Consider the following 873-nt stretch of genomic DNA (forward strand, 5'->3'; position numbering starts at 1 on the left):
GGCGGGGACGACCAGGTCGGCCCCGACACCGAATCCCTGCGCACCTGGGGGGAGTTGGGGATGCCCGTGGAACAGACCCGGGAGGACAACTGGTGGTCCAACGGCCCCGTCGGTCCGTGCGGCCCCGACTCGGAGATCTTCCTCTGGACCGGTGACACCCCACCGGAGGGCACTCCCACCACCGACCCGCGCTGGGTCGAGGTCTGGAACCACGTCAGCATGCGCTATCGCCGCCACGAGGACGGCAGCCTCTCCCCGCTGTCGCAGCCCTCCATCGACACGGGCATGGGTCTGGAACGCCTCGTGACCGTCCTCCAGGGCCACGACTCGGTGTACGACACCGACCTGTTCGAGCCCTGGACACGTCTGCTGCCGCCCCTGTGGGGCCTGGACGGGACGCCGTCGCTGCGGCTGGTCTGCGACCATCTGCGGTCCGGCATCGTCGTCATCGGCGACGGTGTCCGGCCGTCCAACACCGGCCGCGGCTACGTCATGCGGCGCCTGGTCCGCCGTATCCTCACCACTCTCTGGCAGCACGACCCCACCCGCACCCTGTCCGACCTGCCGCCGGAACTCGTCGAGCACACCCTGGACCACTTCCGTCTGCCCGGCACCACCCCGGTCCTCAAGGTGCTCCTCGACGAGGAGCGCCGCTTCGGCAAGCTCCTGGAACAGGGCCGGCGGATCCTCTCCCGCCCGCAGTACCAAGGGCAGTTGGGTGACGATGACTACCACTACCTCCATGACACCCACGGCCTGCCCCGCGATCTCGTCGTCGGGCTGCGGGGCCTGCGCGGATAGACTCCCCCGTTCATGGACATGATCACCGTCCCGGCCGGGCGGGTCACGCTGTCGGACCGCAGGACGCAGCGC

At 70.0% G+C, this 873-nt stretch carries 1 protein-coding gene; it reads left to right on the forward strand.

Annotation, left to right across the window (positions count from 1 at the left end; translation table 11 throughout):
* Positions 1-801 (forward strand): alanine--tRNA ligase-related protein (locus tag TN53_RS41160; RefSeq protein ID WP_046264005.1); only part of this gene is annotated, 801 nt, incomplete at its 5' end.
* Positions 802-873 lie beyond the last annotated feature (72 nt).

The sequence above is a fragment of the Streptomyces sp. WM6386 genome (genome assembly GCF_000972385.1).
Classification (GTDB): Bacteria; Actinomycetota; Actinomycetes; order Streptomycetales; family Streptomycetaceae; genus Streptomyces.